Origin of the sequence: Candidatus Liberibacter asiaticus (assembly GCF_000590865.3) — a bacterium.
Lineage (GTDB): Bacteria > Pseudomonadota > Alphaproteobacteria > Rhizobiales > Rhizobiaceae > Liberibacter > Liberibacter asiaticus.
In genome coordinates this window covers 193,980-214,067 of record NZ_CP010804.2, presented here as the reverse complement: position 1 = coordinate 214,067, position 20,088 = coordinate 193,980, and the positions used below count along the sequence as shown (strand labels likewise).

Below are 20,088 nucleotides of genomic sequence, written 5' to 3'. Positions count from 1 at the left end.
TAATCCTTGACATACCCGTATGGATGCCTTGGTCGGGGCTTCTAGATACAATCATATCTTGTTTGATGTCAACGGGATCGCATATGGTATAAAAAATTTTGTACAACTATACTTTGATTATAAACATGAGTATGAATATCTTTTAAGAGTATCCTTTTGACCTTTAATTTGAGAGGGTTATGTTAAATTTAGATATTTTTTAGCACAAAACTAAATAGAGTTTTTTGATAAATTAGATTGGATTAATGTTGTGTTGCCTATTTCTTGTCTCCCTTTTATGTTACAATCTCATGTTTCTCCTGTCCTTTTGCCAATAAAAGGAGTCAGATTATCTGCCGCCGCTTTAGGTATTAAATATGTTGGGCGTGATGATGTTTTTTTGATGGTATTTGATAATCCAGCATCTGTAGCGGGTGTTTTTACTCGCTCAAGCTGTCCTTCCGCACCAGTGGATTTCTGTAAAGGCAATTTATCGCATGGTATTGCGAGGGCATTGATAGTTAATTCTGGGATTGCTAATGCCTTTACAGGAAAAAGAGGGCGAGATACTGTGCGTTTTATTGCTAAGGCTGTCTCTGAGCTTATCCCTTGTAAGGAGGAAGAGGTTTATGTTGCTTCTACGGGGATTATAGGTGAATTTTTGGATGTCGCTTTGTTTGATGGTGTGTTGAGTAAAATGTTGTGCGATGCCACTGACGATGCTTGGCTTGATTCCGCCAAGGCGATGATGACCACAGACCGTTATGCTAAAGTTGCAGTACGCACAGTAGATATTGATGGGATTCGGGTAACAATTAATGGTCTTGCTAAAGGAGCAGGGATGATTGCTCCTGATATGGCTACTACTCTTGCATTCGTTGTGACGGATATTAATATTTCTCCTGCTGTATTGCAGAATATCTTGTCTGAAGGAGCAGAGTATAGCTTTAATTCTATTACCGTGGATGGTGATACATCAACGTCCGATACCCTTCTGTTGTTTGCGACTGGGACTGTTCTCGGAAATTTTGCCCCTATTACGGATGTAAGTGATAAGCGTTTATCTCTTTTTCGTCCTGCTCTCTTTGATCTTTTGAAGGATTTAGCTCTTCAAGTGGTATGTGATGGAGAAGGGGCTTCAAAGCTTCTTGAAGTCACCGTTAAGGGGGCTGCAGATTGCGCATCTGCGAAGAAGGTGGCTCTATCTATCGCTAATTCTCCTCTGGTTAAAACTGCTTTTGCCAGTGAATCTTTTGGATGGTGGGGGCGCATAGTCATGGCTGTTGGGAAATCTGGTGTGCTGGTAGACCGTGATAGATTATCTGTTTGGTTTGGAGACGTCAGGATTGCGAATAATGGTGAGCCAGAGATTAACTTTTCTCAAGAATCAGTTCGTTCGATCGTGAAGAAGAAATGTGTGCCGATTACAGTTGATCTTCAGATTGGTAATGGGATTCACACTGTTTGGACTTGTGATTTTAGTAAAGAATATATTCATTTTAATAGTAATGTTCAAAGTTGATCTATCAATGCTCCGCTGAGTTTATGGAATAATATCTGTTGGGTTTTTAAGGAGAGGGGACTTTTTGAGTTTAAGGGGGAGAGGCAAGTCTTCCGCAAGAGTTTGCCATATCGTGATGAGAAAGGTTGAGTTTTGATCGATGTAAATTTGAAAAAAATACTTTTAGTAGTAGCGTGCGCAGTCTTTGAACCTGGAGGAAAGGTTTTACTCTCTTGTCGTCCCAAAGATAAATCACATGGGGAATTTTGGGAGTTTCCAGGAGGAAAGATTGAGGACGGCGAAACACCAGAAGAGGCATTGACGCGAGAATTATTTGAAGAGTTAGCAATTGTTGTGAAACCATTTTCGTTGGTTCCTCTTACTTTTATCAGTCATCCGTACGAAAAATTCCATCTTTTAATGCCTTTTTTTGTCTGTCATTGTTTTGAAGGTATTCCACAATCTTGTGAAGGGCAGCAACTACAATGGGTAGCGCTGGATGATTTGCAGAATTACTCTATGTTGCCTGCAGACTTATCTCTTATTTCTTTTTTGCGTAAGCATGCTCTACATATGTAGATGGCGTATTTAAACAAATGAAGAATCCCATCCTTTTTGTTAGGAAGTGTTTAACCTTAATGAACTACTCTTTTTATCGGGTTAGATAATCTAAAATCGAAAATGGAGCACATGGTGATGGGAAATAGTGTCAATTCTACAATTTTAAAAGCAGAAGGTTCTATAGTAAACATCAAGTGGAGAGATGCTAATGTCTGGCTTTTATTTGGTGTAGTAATGGTTTATTTTTCGATTTCCTTTTCAAGTCGTATTGTTGATTACGTAGATCAAAAGCATGACCTTTACCATGACTATAGAAGATAGCTTTTTATATGGAAAAATGGGATCTACTGCAGCTCGCAGTACTTCAGTGATTAACCGTAGATATGTCCAAATAAGTATGAAAACGGAATAATGGAAGTCAAAAAAGAATACGACTGAATCGCGGCTCTACTAAATTAGTCATTTGCCTCTTATAACGTTCACGACTGTCTTAACGATCTCTATTCTGAATTCATCGCTCATAAGTGAAGAAGTTCTGTATGTATCTTTTAATAGCTGAAGTTATTTTATGATTTTGAATGTGTGTTATCCTGTGTCTTAAATGATTTTCTGTAAAACGATTTTAGGGGATAGGTGCATTCTGCATTAATATTAATTTTTCATTCATGTATGTGAGAAAGTATTCTCTTTGGATATTGATTTGATTTTAATTGATGATTCTGTCAAACAGTGTTTTTTGAGTTATTTTCTGATATTGATAGAATAATATTGTGCTAAAAAAGGAATCTTATCCTTATTTCTGTATAGAATATAGGAAAATACCGTTGATAACGTAAGTAATACTTGTGATTGATTTTTTTGATCAATATAGTATCACGACTCTTTGAATCAAATGCGATGGATTTAGAGAGCGTTTGTTGCGAGCATTCGGTTTTAACTTTTGTTTGAGAGATTTATTGTGGCACATAATCAGAAAATACTCAGTGTTTTGTTGAAAATATGGCAGGTTTTTTGCGCCGTTAAGATGTCGGAGGCGAAGAAATTTATTCCTATGACGCTTATGATGTTTCTTGTATTATTTAATTTTAGTACTTTGAGACCTATAAAAGATAGTTTGGTTGTTCCTCATATGGGGGCAGAAATTATCAGTTTTGTAAAGTTGTGGTGTGTTTTTCCCTCTGCGATCCTGTTCACTATTTTATATATGAAGTTGTCTAATATCCTAGAGACTGAAAAACTTTTTTATGTAGTAGTCAGTTTTTTTGTTTCTTTCTTTGCGATTTTTGCGTTTTTACTTTATCCATATCGGGATTTTCTACATCCTTCTCCAGAGTCAATTCGTGCGTTGGCGAGTTCATGGCCTTACCTTAAATGGTTTATTTATTTAGCTGGTAAGTGGTCTTTTGCGTTGTTTTATGTTTTTGCAGAGCTTTGGGGCGCTGTCATGATTAATCTTATGTTTTGGCAATTTGCAAATAGGATTACTAAGACGGAGGAAGCAACTCGTTTTTATGCGACTTTTGGATTGGTCGGGAATGTAGGCTTGATATTTGCTGGTGGTATTGTAAAAACATTCTCTAAGCTCACAAATGAGCTTATGATCTATTATTCTATGCTTACTTTAATCCTTTCTAGTATTTTGCTGATGGCTGTGTACAGATGGATGAATCTTTATGTTCTAACAGATCCACAGCAGTATTCACCCAAGCGTGGTAGTGTTAAGAAAAAATTAAAATTATCAGTGCTTGAAAGCCTTAGGATGGCACTCAATTCTAAGTACTTGGGATATCTCGTTTTACTCGTCATTTGTTATGGAACTGCTATTAATTTAGTTGAAGGTCCATGGAAAGAAAAGGTGCGACAGTTATATCCAACTCAAAATAGTTATGCGCAGTTTATGGGTCAGTTTATACAATGGACTGGTATCGTAACTATCGTCTTTATGATTCTTGGTAGTAATATTCTGAAAAGTTTTAGGTGGTTTACTTCAGCTATCATTACTCCTCTAATGATATTGATTACAGGGGGAGGTTTCTTTGTCTTCGTTATCTTTGAAGATGCGCTGTTGCCTTTCACAGAGGATGTAATCAAGCTAGTTCCTTTAGCGTTAGCGGTGTTTTTAGGTTCTTTACAGAATGTTTTAAGTAAGGCGACTAAGTATACGATGTTTGATTCGACCAAAGAGATGGCTTTTATTCCGTTAGATGATGAATTTAGAACCAAGGGTAAAGCAGTCGTGGATGTTATAGGAGGCAGGATGGCTAAATCGGGTGGAGCCGTAATTCAGTCTTTTATATTTATGCTCTTTCCTATGGCAACGTTCTCAAGTATTGTTCCTTATCTAGCCGTTTTCTTCCTGTGTCTAATGTTTATTTGGATATATGTAGTTAACCAGTTGAGTAAAGAATATACTCAGCTTATTAGTAAAGAATAAGTGTCGTAAAAGATCCCCATTTAAATTTGGGGGTCTTTGAAGTTGGCTATTGATAACTAAATAGCAATAGATTTATTCTTCCCAATCGTACATGTCGTCGTGTATATTGTATGATTGGGAATTTTCTCTTCTCGTTTTTATTATTTTTATTTTTTGGATCGATTATTTTTATTGTGTAGTTAGCAGATTCGATATTTTCTTTAGCAAGTATACTGTCACTTTGGTAATATTTTTTTTCTGAGATGGTGACTGTTTATTTATTCATCTGTTCCGGTTTTAAAAGTAGTAGATTTCCATCCCATCACGTAAATAATAGAAAAACTGGCAGTTACATTTCCTGTCAAGTCAGAATTTTCTTCTGTATAGATTGTAGAGGCACGTTTGAAAAGTGATTTATAGGGGGGGGTTTTGCTACGGCGAATAAGGGGATTGGACATCCCCATTCCACGTAAATCATGCATTAAATGTAACATTGATTTGTAATACACGGTATAAGTATCTTGGTCTATAATAGGGGATATGAACCCAGATTTTTCCATAAGTGTTCCTGCGCTTTTAATATCCATAAATGGGATGACGCGGGGACTGGCGCCACCAGTTAATTCGGTTTCGGCTTTAAGCAATGCTTTTCGAAGTTCATGAAGTGTCCCTATTCCGGGGATTGCTGCTAAAAACATTCCTCCTGGTTTCAGCATATGGTTTATTTTTGAGAACATTTCTAATGTATCATTGATAATGTGTAGGTTTAGGGGGGATAAAATTAAATCAACGGATTGAGAGATGGACGGGATTTCTTCAAGGGGACAACTAATTACTTCTCTTTTTAGAGTAGAGAATTCTGTGGATATTTCAGCGCGAATCATACGATGAATCTTTTTTGTTTCCATACAGGTATATCCAACTATTCCTGTTATTCCATGTAATTCTAAGGCATTTTCAAAGGTTTGATTGATCATATTTAATCGAAAAGCGATCTCTTTCGCGACTCTATCTAGAAGAAAATAAACGGAAAAATCTTTCTGTCGAAAAGATCGTAGGCGATTTCTATTAATTAATTGCATGTCAAAAAGAATATTCATCGTAGCTCTTTTAATGTATTGATTAGTATTATAGTAAACCATCGCGTGTTTTTTTGTATAATATCTATATTAGGGAATGGCTTCTACTAAATGTTTTGGGAAGTTCATAGAGTGATGATCTTAAGAAAAAAGTGGTTAAGATAGAACATCAAAGAATAATTGGATAGATTAACAAAAAAATTTAAATGCGACTTTGCAGATAATGTCAATGATATGTTCAGAGCTACGACTTCAAAGGAATTCGGGTAGGCTTGAGAAGAGGGAGAATAGATTCTCTTTCAGGTTATCGCTTGTGTATTGGGTTATTGGTTTCTTGATACAACGATTAGGAAGAGGAAATAAAAGGGGATAAATCCTTTGTATTTTCTCGTATCTTATTGGTTGGTGTAAAAAATAGAGGTGAATGCATCTTTAAATTAATTGTTGTGCTCATATCTTATACGGCAGAGTATTTTTTTTTTGGACATATTTCTTTTTTTTCAAGATCGGTCTACACTCTTTGGCAAGCAGTTTTGTACGAAAAAATACGATAAAAAGTAGTGCTTCTGTTATGTTTTGAACTGCATAATTTATTCGTTATCGGTTTTTAAAATAGAAATAAAGGCACTTTGAGGTATGTCTACTCTTCCGAACCGACGCATACGTTTTTTCCCTTCTTTTTGTTTTTCTAATAGTTTGCGTTTACGTGTTATATCTCCTCCATAGCACTTTGCTGTCACATCTTTACGACGTGCTTTTACTGTTTCTCGAGCAATAATACGACCTCCAATTGCTGCTTGAATCGCGATTTGAAACATTTGTTGTGGGATGAGATTTTTTAATTTTTCACATATTCCACGACCACGTTTTTCAGAAACAGAACGATGAACCAATATGGACAGTGCATCTATTGTTTCATTATTGACTAGAATAGTAAGTTTCACTAGATCACTGTCTCTATAATCGATTACGTTATAATCGAAAGATGCATATCCTTTCGAAACTGATTTGAGACGATCGTAAAAATCGAAAATGACCTCATTAAGGGGTAACTCATATACTATCATTGCCCGATTGTCAAGATGGCTCATGTCAATTTGTATCCCGCGTCTCTCTTGGCATAGTTTAAGAATCGATCCTAGATATTCGTTTGGTGTGATGATGGTTACTTGAATCCAAGGTTCTCGTAATTCAGCAATTTTTGTGACTTCTGGCATATCAATCGGATTGCTGAGTTTTTGCATGCTACCATCGTGCATGTATAGCTCGTACACGACAGATGGAGAAGTCCCTATGAGGTTTAGACTGAATTCTCTTTCAAGGCGCTCTTGGATGATTTCCAGGTGGAGGAGTCCGAGAAATCCACATCTAAAACCAAATCCTAAGGCGGTGGAATTTTCTAGTTCAAAAGAAAAAGATGCATCATTAAGGCGTAACTTATTTATCGCTGTTCGTAAATTTTCAAATTGAGTGGCATCAACGGGGAAAAGACCACAAAAAACTACAGGCTGTATAGGTTTAAATCCGGGTAAGGCTGAAGTGGTGGGAGAGCTATCATCGGTTATGGTATCACCAACTCGGGTATGCGATACTTCTTTAATAGAGGCTATCATAACTCCGATTTCTCCGGGATATAATGCCTCTATATCGATCATTTTAGGTGTTAAGATTCCGATTCTCTCTACTTGGTATTTTGCATTTGTTCCCATCAGTCGTATAGACTGTCCTTTGGTTAGTTGTCCGTTTATAATGCGTACTAAGACCATAACGCCGAGATAACTGTTGTACCAACTATCAATGAGTAGTGCTTTGAGTGGAGCATTTGCTCCTTCTGGGCTTGTAGGAGATGGTAATTGTTGCACGATTCTTTCTAGTAGCAGTGGTATTCCTTCTCCTGTTTTTGCTGAGACAAGAAGAGCGTCTTCTGTGCTAATGCCAATCGTTTCTTCAATCTGTTTTTTTACTCGATCCGGATCTGCTGATGGTAGGTCTGCTTTATTTAGAACCGTGATAATTTCATGATTATTGTCAATTGCTTGATAAACATTGGCAAGAGTCTGCGCTTCTACGCCTTGAGTCGCATCTACAACTAGGAGAGATCCTTCACAAGCCGACAGAGAGCGAGAAACTTCATATGTAAAGTCCACATGTCCTGGGGTATCAATGAGATTTAATTGATAATCTTTGGCATCGGTACTTGTATAATTAAGGCGGACTGTCTGTGCCTTAATTGTGATTCCTCTTTCACGCTCTATATCCATATTATCAAGGACTTGCGATGACATTTCACGTTCGGTAAGCCCTCTACAGTGTTGAATAAATCGATCGGCAAGAGTTGATTTCCCATGGTCAATATGAGCTACAATGGAAAAATTACGTATTCTTGATAGGGGGGTAGGTTTTTTTTGCATTCTACCATTATAACAAGAGATTGTCATTGTCGCAAAAGGAAAAGGCTTGTTGTTCTCAGTTATTATATCAAATTTACACGTGTACTGATTCTTTAATATGGTTTTTTAATAATTTGTAGCATCAAGAAAATGTTGTTTCGCTTTATAGGATTTAAGGGGTATTGTGCTTAGGATGGTTGAAATGTTAAAATATACTTGACTAAAAGGTATAGTTGCTGCATGTTCGGGGAGTTTTTTTTAGCAAGGGATAATATGGCCATTCGCAAGGTATGTAGATCATCTAAGTTAGATGTGGGTTCCAAAGATAATTATCGGGTCAACGATGAAGTGTTGTTGCACAATCCTGGGGTTATAAAATTAGTTACGGCCGATGGTCAAAATGCCAATGAGATAAGTGCTTCTGAGGCATTGCAGATGGCTCAAGAGGCTAATTTGGATTTGGTTGAAATTGATTCGTCTGTTACTCCTTCTGTTTGCAAGATACTCGATTTGCGAAAGTTAAGGTATACCATACAAAAAAATGCCGTAGAAGCTCGCAAAAAGCAGAAGAGTACGGGGATAAAAGAGGTAAAGATGCGCCCCGTTATTGATCTTCATGATCTTCAGGTTAAGCTTAAAGCTATAGATGGATTTTTGAGGGACGGTTGTAAAGTAAAGATTTCTGTCAAGTTTCGCGGGCGTGAGATTATGCACCAAGATTTAGGTCGAGAACTTTTAAGTAATATAAAAGAGCGTTTTGGTGAGATTTCTAGGATTGATTGTGAGCCTAAGTTTGAAGGGCGGCAGATGATTATGATTTTGTCTTCGAAGTGCGTTTGAGAGAAAATTCGTTTCCGTATGTTCTTGACTATTCCCCCTAATTTGTATAGATTACGGGGATATTAATAGAATAGGTGGTTGTTAGTTTTTCTGGGGTCGTTCTTTTCGATTCCGAGAATATTTTTCTTTTTTGGGGTTCAGTGATAAATGCCTAAGATGAAAACGAATTCTTCTTCTAAGAAGCGTTTCAGTATTACCGCTACTGGAAAAGTTAGGGCGCAGGCTGCTGGAAAACGTCACGGGATGATAAAGAGATCGAATAAGTTTATTCGGAATGCACGAGGTACCATGGTTTTGGCGTCTGCTGATGCAAAGAAGGTTATCAGGAATTATCTGCCTAATGGTATTTAGTTCTTGTAGGAGTGAGGTGTTATGTCTTTTGAAGGAGTGCGGTAGTGACTCGTGTTAAGAGGGGCGTCGTTTCTAGCGCTAAGCATAAAAAAGTTTTAAAGTCTGCTAAAGGATTTTATGGTCGTCGTAAGAATACCATACGTGCTGCAAAGGCCGCTGTTGATCGTTCTCAGCAGTATGCGTATCGTGATCGTAGGGTTAAAAAGCGTGATTTTAGATCTCTCTGGATCCAGCGTATTAATGCTGCCGTCCGTGTGTATGATTTAAATTATTCCCAATTTATTAATGGTCTACATAAAGCAGGCATTGTTCTTGACCGTAAAGTTCTTTCTGATCTTGCTATCACACAGCTAGATTCTTTTAAAAAGATTGTAGAGCTTTCAAGATCCCGTTTACTAGTAGACGTAGCCTCCTGAGCAGGTAAAATATCGTATACTTTGTTTGGTTTTATCGATTTTTACCGACGTTTCTTTTTCCATGACTATTAGACGTAGCCTCCTGAGCAGGTAAAATCTCGTATACTTTGTTTGCTTTTATCGGTTTTTACCGACGTCTCTTTTTCCATTTCTTTTTCGTGGTCTTTGGGTGTTTTCCCCTTAAGATTTAGATTATTGCTAGTTTGGGTTTATGTACAGTGACTGAATGTAATGTTTTTGAAGATGAGGTTGAGAGGATAAGATCTTCTCTTTATAATTCTATTGCATCTGTTACCGATATGGATTCGCTTAATGCCATTCGTGTTGCTACACTTGGAAGAAAAGGATCTATATCTTCTCTCTTGAAGGATTTAAAGAACCTAGATTCACAGCAGGTTAGTGCTAGAGGAGCTATCCTCAATCAATTGAAAGTGGATATTTCGGGAAAGATTTCTGCTCGCAAAGATTTTATACGTAATCAATTGATTTTTGAGCAGATATCATCTCAATCTGTTGATGTGTCTTTGCCGGTTTTCTCCTCCCCATGTCATAGAGGAAGGATTCATCCTGTTACGCAGGTTATTGATGAAGTAACCTGTATTTTTATGGATATGGGATTTGCATTGGAAGAGGGATCTGATATTGAAACCGATTATTATAACTTCGCTGCGTTAAATTTTCCAGATGATCATCCTGCGCGACAGATGCATGATACGTTTTTCGTTCCAGGGATTGCGGGAGGGAAGCATAAATTATTGCGCACACATACTTCTCCTGTTCAGATTCGAGTCATGGAGTCTCAGGATTTGCCAATCAAGGTGATTGTCCCTGGCAAGACCTATCGTCGAGATTCCGATTCTACGCATTCACCAATGTTTCATCAGATAGAAGGATTGGTCGTGAGTGATTCTGCGACGATTGCAAACCTTCGTTGGGTTTTAGAGTCTTTTTGTAAATCATTTTTTGAGGTAAGTTCCCTTCAGATGCGTTTTCGCCCTTCTTTTTTTCCTTTTACAGAGCCTTCCTTTGAAGTAGATGTTAGATGCAGTTTTTCTGATGGAATAATAAAGTTTGATGAAGGCACAGAATGGATGGAAATTTTAGGATGTGGTATGGTTGATCCTAGAGTGTTACGTGGTGTTGGCATTGATCCAGATATTTATCAAGGCTTTGCATGGGGTATGGGACTTGATCGTATAGCAATGCTGAAATATGGTATGCCTGATGTGCGTGAATTTTTTGGCGCTGATGTGCGCTGGATTGAACATTATGGTTTTTCTCCTCTTGATATTCCCCCCTTGTTTTCTCGATTAGCATAAGGGTATCTTGCTATGAAATTTACGTTATCTTGGTTAAAAGATCATCTTGATACAGATGTGAGCCTTGAAAAAATATGTGATACCTTGACCTCTATTGGGCTTGAAGTTGAGAAAGTTGATAATCGTGAAGCTTTATCTCCTTTTACAATAGTAAAGGTGTTATCTGTAGAACGAAATCCTGATTTAGATTGTGCAATACTTCGAATTGATACTGGCAAGCATCAGGAGATTCAAGTTGTTTGTGGCGCTCCTAATGTTCGTGTTGGGCTATTGGGAGTATGGGCTCCTCCCGGAAGCTGTATTCCGGAAAATAACATGATCGTCAATGTGCGCAAGATTCGTGGAATTGAGAGTACGGGCATGATGTGTTCTGAGAAGGAATTGATGCTCTCTGATGATTCTGCTAGTATAATGGAACTGCCCATCGATGCTCCTGTAGGAGGTAGATTAAGTGACTATTTGGAATTATCTGATCCGATTATTGATGTTTCGTTAACTCCTAATCGATCGGATTGCATTGGTGTACGTGGTATTGCGTTGGATTTAGTTGCTGCTGGTTTAGGAAAGTTAAAAGAAATAAATATTTCTTGTCCCCTATCGTCCGAATCAATTCCATTAGAAATTAAGTTTGATTTAGATGATTCAAGTTTATGTAAGGGATTTGCGATGTGTTGCGTCAAAGGTGTGCGCAATAATGTCGCTCCTAATTGGATGCGTCAACGATTAAAAGCTGTTGGATTACGTTCTATTAGTGCTCTTGTAGATATTACGAACTATGTCTCTTTGGACCGAGGATATCCTTCGCATGTATTTGATGCTTCTCGAATATCGGATGTTCTCACTGTTCGTCGTGCATGCAGTGGTGAAAAAATTCTAGCTCTAGATAATCAAGAATACGATTTGTCTCCAGATAACGTAGTAATCGCATCTGACGGTCGTATTCAATCTATTGCCGGTATTATAGGTGGAAAACATGCTGGTTGTGATGATAATACCACAGATGTCTTGGTTGAAGTCGCTTTGTGGGATCCTATTAATATAGCGCGTTCTGGAAAGAATTTGGGTATCATCACCGATTCTCGTTATCGTTTTGAGCGTGGGGTTGATTTGCAAGGGATGATTCCAGTTCTTAAACACATAGTATCGTTAATCCTCTCTTTATGTGGTGGAACAGCTTCTGATATCTGTATTGCAAGAAATATAACATATAAACCACGTAAAATTGTATTTATGAATTCGGAGGTTAAACGATTATCTGGTATTGATGTTCCTATCGAAGATAGTTTGCGTATTTTAGAAAGGTTAGGATTTTCTGTTATAGGGGAATATGATAAGTTCGAGGTTTCTGTCCCTTCTTGGCGTCAAGATGTGGAGGAAAAAGCTGATCTAGTAGAAGAGATATTGCGAATTTATGGTGTGGATCAGATTAAAAGTGAACCACTTCCTTTAACTCAAGTAGAAGATAAAAGAAATTTATCACTGCAACAGAGTAGAACCCGCTATGTCAAGAGAGTTCTCGCTTCTCGTGCTATGATGGAAGTAGTTAATTGGTCGTTTATTTCTAAAGAACAGTCAGTCCTTTTCGGAGGAGGACAGCGTGAATTGGAAATTTTGAATCCCATTTCTGCAGATATGTCTAATATGCGGACTTCTCTTTTACCTGGCTTGTTGAAGGCCACTGGTCGTAATGTCGATCGGGCCATTGCGGATTTTGCAATATTTGAGGTATCGCATGTTTATGAAAATGATACGCCTGAAGGACAAAAATATATGGCAGCAGGCATTAGAAAAGGATCTTCTGGTATAGAAGGATCTGGAAGGTTGTGGTCGGATAAATCTGAGGAAAGATGTAGATTTGTAGATCTATTTGATGCTAAAGCCGATGCGTTATCTGTTATAGAACCTTTTGTTTCTCTTGATTCTCTTCGATTTGAATCAGGTGCCCCTTCGTGGTATCATCCAGGGCGTTCTGGGATAATTAAGACAAGTGCAGAAATAGTTTTGGGGTATTTTGGGGAATTTCATCCTAATATTTTGGATTTTTTTGGATTATCTAATCCTATTTGTGGTTTTGAGGTTTATCTTGATTCTATCCCTATTTCTCAAAAGAAACGCACGAAAACTAAGAAAGTTGTTCATCTTTCTTCTTTACATCCCGTCAAGCGTGATCTTGCTTTTATTGTGGATCAGCATATTCCTGCGGGTACATTGGTTAACATAATTAAAAATGTCGATCGTCTAATAGACGATGTTACGGTTTTCGATGTTTTCCAAGGAAAATCATTGGGAGAAGGGAAAAAATCTGTTGCGATTCAAGTATTAATTCAGCCTTTGAAAGATACTTTTCGTGATGATGATATCCGGATATTGATGGATCGTATTGTGGAAAATGTTGTTAAGAAAACTAATGCTGTTTTGCGTTCTTCCTAAATAACATGTCTATATACACCAAATTAGCCGTTGTATAAGAGAGTTTTTCTCTATTAATTTTCATAATGATAGGAGGGGAATCTCCCAGTTGATGCGTTCAATATGGGAGTTGTCTCTTGGTGGTTCGCCATGTCTTATGTTCTTTTTATTGCGTTCATTTTTAAAAGATCAGATAGTTTTTTTTAAATTAAAATTTTTACGCTTCGATTTATATTTTTTGGGCAAATAACCTCAATCTATCAATTTATAGTAGTGCTATGATTCTGCGTACTTTGTACTTCGGACACCGGCTATTAGCGTGATATGTACTGTAAAATAATTGTTCAACATGTAATTATGCGATAAGCGGTAAAATTATTTATTCATATTGTTGCTTTGCAAATAATAAAAATGTGAATTAATAAAATTGTAGATTGTGATTTTATTTACTTTTAGTTAAAAATAAGTTTAGTTTTGTAAGATTTCGAGCCTAGTTTCTCGCCCATTTTGTTGTTTTTATTGAGCATTTTGGGAGATGCTGTACACGGTATTTAATTGAAGGGTTAAGTCATGGGATTAAAAAAATTTTTTTTAGGCACTGTTGCGGTTGCTACAATTATCTCTTATAGCGAGTCTTTTGCATATGTTCGTGGGAAAACGTCAATGGTTTCTAATAACAGGGCTCGCAATCGGAGCGCTGGCAAGGTGGGTAATGTTCTTCCTCATATTACGAAAGTTGGTGGGTCTTTGGAAAAAAGTTTGCAGGCTCGGTACCACAAACTAAACGGGAACAATGAATTTAATAGTCTTGCATATGATATACCTGTAAAAGGAAATCTTGAAGTCAATGCTAATGCAGGGGATGTTACAGGTGTCGCCAAATTGAAATTAGCTGTTGATGATGTCTTATCGATGCAGTTTGCTGAATCGGATGTTAGGGCTTTGGCATTTACTGTACCATCTAGTAAGCTTTCTGTAGAAGAGTTGTCTCTTAGCATGAAAGGAGCACGGTTGGGTTATTATAAGTCTTGGAGTGATGAAGTTAATCCTGTTTACTCTCCGACTACTCTTTATAATGATGCCCGAGGTTTAGATAAGATGATGTCTCTTTCTTATCGGCATTCTTTTGGTCTACTCAAAGCAGGTCTTTCTACAGATCTTTTGCAAAAAGATGGTCTAAAGCAAGTTTTGGGAATAGGATATATGGCTTCTTATGCTATTGGAAAAATACGTTCTACAGTGACAGGTGGCTATGATGCAGGTACTAACAATGTAGCTATACGTGCTAATATTTCTTCTCCTGTTAGTCGCGCTGGTACTCTTGATTGTGGTGCCGTGTGGGCTAGTGGTGATAATTCGTACTATGATAAGTCTAAATATTCTGTTTTTGCTGGATATAAGTTTGATGTTGCGAAAAGTATAACTATTTCTGGAGGGGGACAGTATTTTGGGGATATCAATAAGACTGGTAAAGACGGCTGGTCGGCTGGTATTTCCGCTAAGTATATGATTTCATCGGGATTAGAAGCGCAGGCTTCTGTAGCTTTTAATGACAATTTTGTGAAGAAAGGTGTTGCTATCGATAAAGGAGTGGATCTCTCAGTTGGTTTAAAGAAATCTTTCTAATACAAACAGTTTAATTTTCTTGTTTCTGGCGACCACGATGTGGTCGCTTTTTTTTAAATTATAAAAATGTTCATGATGATAATCATGGCAAAAGAAGTATCTTTACATCGCTTTTATAGTGATAAATTTTTTTTATTGCTTGATGTTACTATCTAGTAACCGAACATAACTTTATTATGAGTAGATATTTTATATTTGGTTGGGGAACTTGGATTCGAACCAAGATTAACGGAGTCAGAGTCCGCCGTTCTGCCATTGAACTATTCCCCAATAACTTAAGGATTGGTTCTTCGTAATTCTGCCTCACAGGTAAAAAGAGGTGATTTTTTCAAAAAGGATCCACTAGTAAATAAATTTTCTTTGTCTTTTTTGTCAATATTAGGTTAGTAATTTATTTTGTCGCTTGTGTTTCGTCATTATCAAAAATCTATAAAATATGTTGTATTTGATTATTTTTTAGTTTTAAGATCACTTTTTGGCGAAGGTATCTTATAAAAGATCTCCCGTGATAATATAACCTTTATGATATAAACAGTATTTTTGGCAGTAGAGGGGGATAAGAAAGTTATGGTCAAACCACCAGGTAGTTCTTCTCGACGTGGGTTAACTCAAAAGGTAAAAAATCGTTCTTGTCAAGGATCGTCCCGCGATTGGTTAAATCGGCATATTAATGATCCTTATGTACAAAGAGCACAATTAGAAGGATGGCGAGCACGTTCTGCATATAAATTGCTTCAGATTAATGAAAAACATCAAATACTGCAATCTAATAGGCGTATTGTTGATCTTGGATCTTCTCCAGGCAGTTGGTCGCAAGTAGCTGCGCGTATAACAGGTTCTAATGCTAATAATACCCGTGTTGTTGCTATTGATATATTAGATATGGAGCCGATTCTAGGAGTTAAATTCTTCAAGTTTGATTTTCTAGATTTAGATTCTTGGGAATTTATACGTCAAGCGATAGGTGGAAATCCTGATCTTGTATTATCTGATATGGCATATCCGACTATTGGTCATCGTAAAATTGATCATTTGCGTACTATGAGTTTGTGCGAAGCTGCTACATTTTTTGCATTGGAAATGTTGAATATAGGGGGAGATTTTCTTGTTAAAACTTTTCAAGGAGGAACGACAAACGATATACTTTGCCTTCTCAAAAAACATTTTCAAAAAGTCATCCATGTTAAACCAGTCGCATCGCGTGCAGAATCAGTAGAAATGTTTTTGCTTGCTAAGGGATTTAGAAAGTAAAAGATCATTATTCTACTAAGATCGAAGTATGTAATTAAGTTGCGTTTTGAATCTAGGCAGAAGTTTTGTTATCATCCCTATAAATATCTTTTAATAATATCAGTCAATCTCTTTTTTTCTTTTATACGATTTACTGGCAAAATGTTCATGAGCCTCAGAAAATTCAGCTAGTTGAGCAATGGTAGTAGAAGGATTTTTGAATCCAACTTAAATGTTTATAATGATTTAAGTTAATGGGTATATTCATTGTGAGGATCGTTATTTTTCTCAATTTCTGATTGTTTTTGGTATATGCTTTTTATCAGTAGCATCCTAATCATCCTACTATCAAAACCCGCTTTATCTTTTGGTTATACTGATTTGTCGAGCATACAACATCTTATTCTATAATGGACAATGTTGAGGATATGATTTGAAAATGTGCTGTTCTTGAACCATGCTAAGTCTTTCTTGTTGTATATAATCTGTATTCATTTTCTTTGAATATTCATTGCATTATTTTTTCGGCTAGATGGAGTAAAGTCTGCTTCTCTGGAATCTTACTTAATTTTTATCCTATCTTCAATGTTTTCGCAGATGATAAGGGGGGCTAATATCCTACGCGATCTGATAGACTGTCTTTGATATCAATAGAGATATTATTCAGATAGGCGTAATATGCCATGCAGGTCAGGTACACTCTGCCAAGATAACTCTGAACGATTATCCAGATAAGGAACCGAATTGGTTAAATATGATCCTTAAAAAGCATTAGTTTGCTGCTTGCGTTAGCTGTCAGGCGGCGTAGGCATAGATTTCAAATGATGTCATAATGTAGAAGAAAGAAAGATCTCAGCGAAATCAGCATGTTTGAAATATCTCTAGAGATTTTCTGTATTTTCCTAAATAAAATAGACCTGCGCCATGAGACTGGTCCTTTAGTCATTTTCTCTAAAAAACCACATATCATACCAGTAAATAGTATTTAACTAAATTTTGCATATTAAGGGAGATTACAATACTTCAAATCAGATATTTTCATCATCCGATTCCAGGTCACAACGACACTAACGTTCCTAGAATTCTTTTACTATTTTAACAATTAATGGTGGGCACGACAAGAATCGAACTTGTTACCCCTACGATGTCAACGTAGTATTCCACCAATGAACTACGTGCCCTTTTAAAAATAGTACGACCGCTATTTCTAACGCATATAACGTAACTTCGTCAACGGATTTAATGAATTTTATATTTAATTTTTTATAGTCAACAATCTATTTACTTCATTAACGAGATCTCGTAGATGGAAGGGTTTTGAGAGGACTTTCGCATTTTTAGGAGCATTAGAATCAGGATTCAAAGCAACGGCAGCAAAACCCGTAATAAACATTACTTTCAAATCGGGATCTAATTCAGTCGCTCGACGTGCCAATTCAATACCATCCATTTCTGGCATGACAATATCCGTTAAAAGCAGGGAAAAAGGTTCTTCGCGAACTTTATCATATGCACTAGCTCCATTATTGCAGGATACGACTTCGTATCCAGCCTTTCCCAAGGCTTTTATCAAAAAACGGCGCATATCATCATCATCTTCAGCAAGCAAAATTTTTTGATTCATTGTATAGAGCCGCTATTTCTAAATACTATTTTGATCTTTATGGTCATGAATGATATTACAATCTGCCTAAATGTTAATATCCTACGTGAAGATTAGTATCTTCGAGTTCAGCTAAATATTGATACATGAATAGACATTTTATTTCTAGATATTATGCATAATGAATCTCGCATCTTTAACAGTTTTGCTTTTCAATGGTAAAGATTAGAATTTATTTTCTAAGAAAAAATACCTATTAGGTAACCTTTTTCGTTAATATATCTATATTTTTTTAGCTCAACGTATTCCGCTAATATTCAGGGAAAAAAAATAGATTTTAGACAAATGATTAAGGATATGTCATTTCAATATCGTGGTATTTTTTTGGAAGGCAATATTTTCAAATATTCCTCGTTATAGGAATTAAAGGAACAATAAAAATATTTTCTTTGTGAAGGGAAAACATTGAATGAATAACTCATTGTATGCCTTATCTTTATGATTTATAATATCGTAGCTTTTGTTTATGTATTAGCAAATGGAGTTTATGAAAATGATCCGATTTCAAATACCTCAAGTGGTTTTCCATATGCGTGTTGCAACAGTATTACCGGATGGTTCTAAGGCTTTCCAATGGAAAGATGTAAATACTCAGGATTTATTTGCTGGGAAAAGAGTTTTTCTTTTTGCTCTTCCAGGAGCTTTTACTCCTACTTGTTCAGATCATCAACTTCCTGGTTTTGAAAAGATTTATGATGATTTGCGTTGTGAGGGGATTGAAGAGGTTTATTGTCTTTCGGTCAACGATGCTTTTGTTATGAATGCTTGGGGTAAAAAGTTAGAAATTAAAAATGTCAAATTATTACCTGATGGTTCGGGCGAATTTACTCGTAAAATGGGAATGCTTGTTTATAAAGATAATGTGGGATTTGGTTTACGTTCTTGGCGTTATGGAGCTCTTATCAAAGATATGGTAGTAGAAAGCTGGTTTGTAGAAGAGGGGTTTTCCGATAATTGCGCTACAGATCCTTATGAAATTTCTTCTCCAGAAAATGTTTTAAAAGTTATTCGAGAAAGTAAAAAATAGTTAATCATTCATGTCAAATTATTGTGTTCGTGGATCTTTTTATGGCATTTTTATTAATGAAATTCACTGGCTATGATTTCATGACTCAGTGAGTTTCATTGTTTTTATTTTACTTTTTTGTATTAAGGAATGAGGGGGATAAGATAAGGAAAATTTAACTTATTACAGCAAAAAAATAAGAGAAAAAATCAAAAATCCTAAAGAATTGGAATCGATGTTTATATAAGTCTATTATCGAGTATTCCTCATGGTGCCCAGAAGAGGATTTGAACCTCCATGCCTTGCGGCACAGGTACCTGAAACCTGCGCGTATACCGATTCCGCCATCTGGGCTTTATCGTATCTTGAATGTTATTCCTTTATTGTCAATTATTTTATGTGATATTCAAAGAAAAATTCTATCGTATTATTATTATTGGAGATGATGAGAAGGTGCATTTGATGGGGCTCATGTATTTTGAATTAATGAATCGAAAATTATCTAATAGTGTTGTTTTAACAAAGACATGTATTTTTTCATATGCCCGCAATAATACAGACAGTAAAATCTATCATTATAGAACTATTTCATTGCATTTATCCAAGTATTTGTCCAATTTATAGCAGAATAATAAATCTTCGTTTTTGTTTATGTGGGCATTGTTGGTCAAAAATTCATTTTATAACTGCTACTGAACATATTTTAAAAAATAACAAGGATAATATTGACAAAGATCCTTTGAAGTCTATGCAAAAGGATTTACCGTTAACTCAGATACGTTCTGTAACTCTTTATTGTGATATGTCATGTGTTTTAGTTCGCCTTTTAAAGTACCACGATAGGACTGATTTAGCTATTATGATGGCTCAGTGGATGTTTCGCGTGCTGGAAAAGATTTAGTAATCGATTCTGATTTGATCGTTGCCATTCCGCTACACCATTTTCGTTTGATTCCATCGGCGATATAATCAGTCGGCGGAACTCGCACGATTCATTGCCCAGTATGGGAAAAAGCCATTTGTTCCTGGAGTTTTAATCCGTTCTCGTTTTACTAGACAACAGGTAGAGTTATCTCTATCTGCTAGAAAAAAGAACTTGCGAAATGCTTTCAATGTACCTCAATATGTTTCTAAACACGTTGCAGGATTAAAAATTCTTTTGATAGATGACGTTTATACAACGGGGGCAACAGCTAAATGTGCCGCTATCGCACTCAAAAAAGCAGGGGCTATGACAGTCAGTATTTTAACTTTTTCTAGATCACTAAAGGACTAGTCCTTTAGTGATCTTAAAAACTATTTTAT

The 20,088-nt window shown here is 36.4% G+C and carries 17 protein-coding genes and 3 tRNA genes; 14 read left to right on the top strand and 6 right to left on the bottom strand.

All coding sequences use genetic code 11. The features are described 5' to 3' along the window. Window positions 1–277: 277 nt before the first annotated feature. From argJ to CD16_RS00980, 4 genes are all read left to right on the top strand, one after another. Window positions 278–1,501 (top strand): bifunctional glutamate N-acetyltransferase/amino-acid acetyltransferase ArgJ, encoded by a 1,224-nt coding sequence (gene argJ, locus CD16_RS00995; protein WP_031935129.1) that lies wholly within the window; start codon window positions 278–280, stop codon window positions 1,499–1,501. A 132-nt stretch (window positions 1,502–1,633) separates the two neighbouring features. Further along, on the top strand, window positions 1,634–2,059 hold the full coding sequence (locus CD16_RS00990; protein ID WP_012778544.1) for a (deoxy)nucleoside triphosphate pyrophosphohydrolase: 426 nt from the start codon (window positions 1,634–1,636) through the stop codon (window positions 2,057–2,059). 117 nt (window positions 2,060–2,176) lie between these two features. Further along, window positions 2,177–2,362 (top strand): hypothetical protein, encoded by a 186-nt coding sequence (locus tag CD16_RS00985; protein ID WP_012778543.1) that lies wholly within the window; start codon window positions 2,177–2,179, stop codon window positions 2,360–2,362. A gap of 637 nt (window positions 2,363–2,999) precedes the next feature. Further along, window positions 3,000–4,475 carry an Npt1/Npt2 family nucleotide transporter gene (locus tag CD16_RS00980; RefSeq protein WP_012778542.1) on the top strand — a complete coding sequence of 492 codons (1,476 nt, stop codon included), beginning with the start codon at window positions 3,000–3,002 and terminating at the stop codon, window positions 4,473–4,475. A 257-nt stretch (window positions 4,476–4,732) separates the two neighbouring features. Here the strand turns inward: CD16_RS00980 and CD16_RS00975 are convergent, their stop codons facing one another. Both CD16_RS00975 and lepA read right to left on the bottom strand, forming a co-directional pair. Continuing rightward, window positions 4,733–5,554 carry a methyltransferase domain-containing protein gene (locus CD16_RS00975; RefSeq protein ID WP_012778541.1) on the bottom strand — a complete coding sequence of 274 codons (822 nt, stop codon included), beginning with the start codon at window positions 5,552–5,554 and terminating at the stop codon, window positions 4,733–4,735. A 569-nt stretch (window positions 5,555–6,123) separates the two neighbouring features. Further along, entirely contained in the window at window positions 6,124–7,944 is a 1,821-nt protein-coding gene (lepA, locus tag CD16_RS00970; RefSeq protein ID WP_012778540.1) for a translation elongation factor 4, read from the bottom strand. A gap of 252 nt (window positions 7,945–8,196) precedes the next feature. On the opposite strand from lepA, the gene infC reads away from it, so the two are divergent. From infC to CD16_RS00940, 6 genes are all read left to right on the top strand, one after another. Beyond that, window positions 8,197–8,763: a translation initiation factor IF-3 gene (infC, locus tag CD16_RS00965; RefSeq protein ID WP_076778740.1), complete on the top strand. Its 567-nt coding sequence runs from the start codon at window positions 8,197–8,199 to the stop codon at window positions 8,761–8,763. Between the two features lie 147 nt (window positions 8,764–8,910). Beyond that, window positions 8,911–9,114 carry a 50S ribosomal protein L35 gene (rpmI, locus tag CD16_RS00960; RefSeq protein WP_012778538.1) on the top strand — a complete coding sequence of 68 codons (204 nt, stop codon included), beginning with the start codon at window positions 8,911–8,913 and terminating at the stop codon, window positions 9,112–9,114. A gap of 44 nt (window positions 9,115–9,158) precedes the next feature. Continuing rightward, window positions 9,159–9,530 carry a 50S ribosomal protein L20 gene (rplT, locus tag CD16_RS00955; RefSeq protein WP_012778537.1) on the top strand — a complete coding sequence of 124 codons (372 nt, stop codon included), beginning with the start codon at window positions 9,159–9,161 and terminating at the stop codon, window positions 9,528–9,530. A 299-nt stretch (window positions 9,531–9,829) separates the two neighbouring features. After that, the gene (gene pheS / locus CD16_RS00950) at window positions 9,830–10,849 is read left to right on the top strand and encodes a phenylalanine--tRNA ligase subunit alpha (RefSeq protein WP_045490428.1); all 1,020 of its coding nucleotides are present in this window, start codon (window positions 9,830–9,832) and stop codon (window positions 10,847–10,849) included. 12 nt (window positions 10,850–10,861) lie between these two features. Then, window positions 10,862–13,279, top strand: a complete 2,418-nt coding sequence (gene pheT, locus CD16_RS00945; RefSeq protein WP_012778535.1) for a phenylalanine--tRNA ligase subunit beta — start codon at window positions 10,862–10,864, stop codon at window positions 13,277–13,279. 549 nt (window positions 13,280–13,828) lie between these two features. Then, on the top strand, window positions 13,829–14,884 hold the full coding sequence (locus CD16_RS00940) for a porin (RefSeq protein ID WP_012778533.1): 1,056 nt from the start codon (window positions 13,829–13,831) through the stop codon (window positions 14,882–14,884). Window positions 14,885–15,080: 196 nt separating this feature from the next. On the opposite strand, the gene CD16_RS00935 is transcribed toward CD16_RS00940, so the two are convergent. Continuing rightward, a tRNA-Gln gene (locus CD16_RS00935) sits at window positions 15,081–15,154 on the bottom strand. A 297-nt stretch (window positions 15,155–15,451) separates the two neighbouring features. On the opposite strand from CD16_RS00935, the gene CD16_RS00930 reads away from it, so the two are divergent. Then, a complete protein-coding gene (locus tag CD16_RS00930) occupies window positions 15,452–16,135 on the top strand; it encodes an RlmE family RNA methyltransferase (RefSeq protein WP_012778532.1) in 684 nt (227 codons plus the stop codon). A 1,085-nt stretch (window positions 16,136–17,220) separates the two neighbouring features. On the opposite strand, the gene CD16_RS00925 is transcribed toward CD16_RS00930, so the two are convergent. Then, window positions 17,221–17,295 (bottom strand) — tRNA-Val (locus CD16_RS00925). Window positions 17,296–17,369: 74 nt separating this feature from the next. Beyond that, on the bottom strand, window positions 17,370–17,738 hold the full coding sequence (cpdR, locus tag CD16_RS00920; protein WP_012778531.1) for a cell cycle two-component system response regulator CpdR: 369 nt from the start codon (window positions 17,736–17,738) through the stop codon (window positions 17,370–17,372). A 532-nt stretch (window positions 17,739–18,270) separates the two neighbouring features. On the opposite strand from cpdR, the gene CD16_RS00915 reads away from it, so the two are divergent. Continuing rightward, window positions 18,271–18,804: a peroxiredoxin gene (locus CD16_RS00915; protein WP_012778530.1), complete on the top strand. Its 534-nt coding sequence runs from the start codon at window positions 18,271–18,273 to the stop codon at window positions 18,802–18,804. Between the two features lie 248 nt (window positions 18,805–19,052). Here the strand turns inward: CD16_RS00915 and CD16_RS00910 are convergent. Then, window positions 19,053–19,137: transfer RNA gene (locus CD16_RS00910), tRNA-Leu, on the bottom strand. A 187-nt stretch (window positions 19,138–19,324) separates the two neighbouring features. On the opposite strand from CD16_RS00910, the gene CD16_RS00905 reads away from it, so the two are divergent. Both CD16_RS00905 and CD16_RS00900 read left to right on the top strand, forming a co-directional pair. Further along, window positions 19,325–19,684: a hypothetical protein gene (locus CD16_RS00905; protein WP_012778529.1), complete on the top strand. Its 360-nt coding sequence runs from the start codon at window positions 19,325–19,327 to the stop codon at window positions 19,682–19,684. 195 nt (window positions 19,685–19,879) lie between these two features. Further along, on the top strand, window positions 19,880–20,059 hold the full coding sequence (locus CD16_RS00900) for a ComF family protein (RefSeq protein WP_012778528.1): 180 nt from the start codon (window positions 19,880–19,882) through the stop codon (window positions 20,057–20,059). Window positions 20,060–20,088: the final 29 nt, after the last annotated feature.